This is a genomic window from Drancourtella massiliensis, from assembly GCF_016900655.1.
Classification (GTDB): Bacteria; Bacillota; Clostridia; order Lachnospirales; family Lachnospiraceae; genus Sellimonas; species Sellimonas catena.
In genome coordinates this window covers 1-235 of the sequence record NZ_JACJKH010000138.1, presented here as the reverse complement: position 1 = coordinate 235, position 235 = coordinate 1, and the positions used below count along the sequence as shown (strand labels likewise).

Below are 235 nucleotides of genomic sequence, written 5' to 3'. Positions count from 1 at the left end.
CCGGAAGGATTCCCACCTTCCTCTCGCTACTCATTCCGGCATTCTCTCTTCCATACAGTCCACAGCTCCTTCCGGTACTGCTTCGCCCTGTATGCAATGCTCCTCTACCAATGTATCAAATACATTCCTGAGCTTCGGTGGTGTGTTTCAGCCCCGGACATTTTCGGCGCAGGACCTCTCGACTAGTGAGCTATTACGCACTCTTTCAATGGATGGCTGCTTCTAAGCCAACATC

Annotated in this window: 1 rRNA gene; it reads right to left on the bottom strand. The window is 51.5% G+C overall.

Annotated elements, in window-relative coordinates:
- Positions 1-235, bottom strand: a 23S ribosomal RNA gene (locus H6A32_RS16090); the annotation flags it as partial.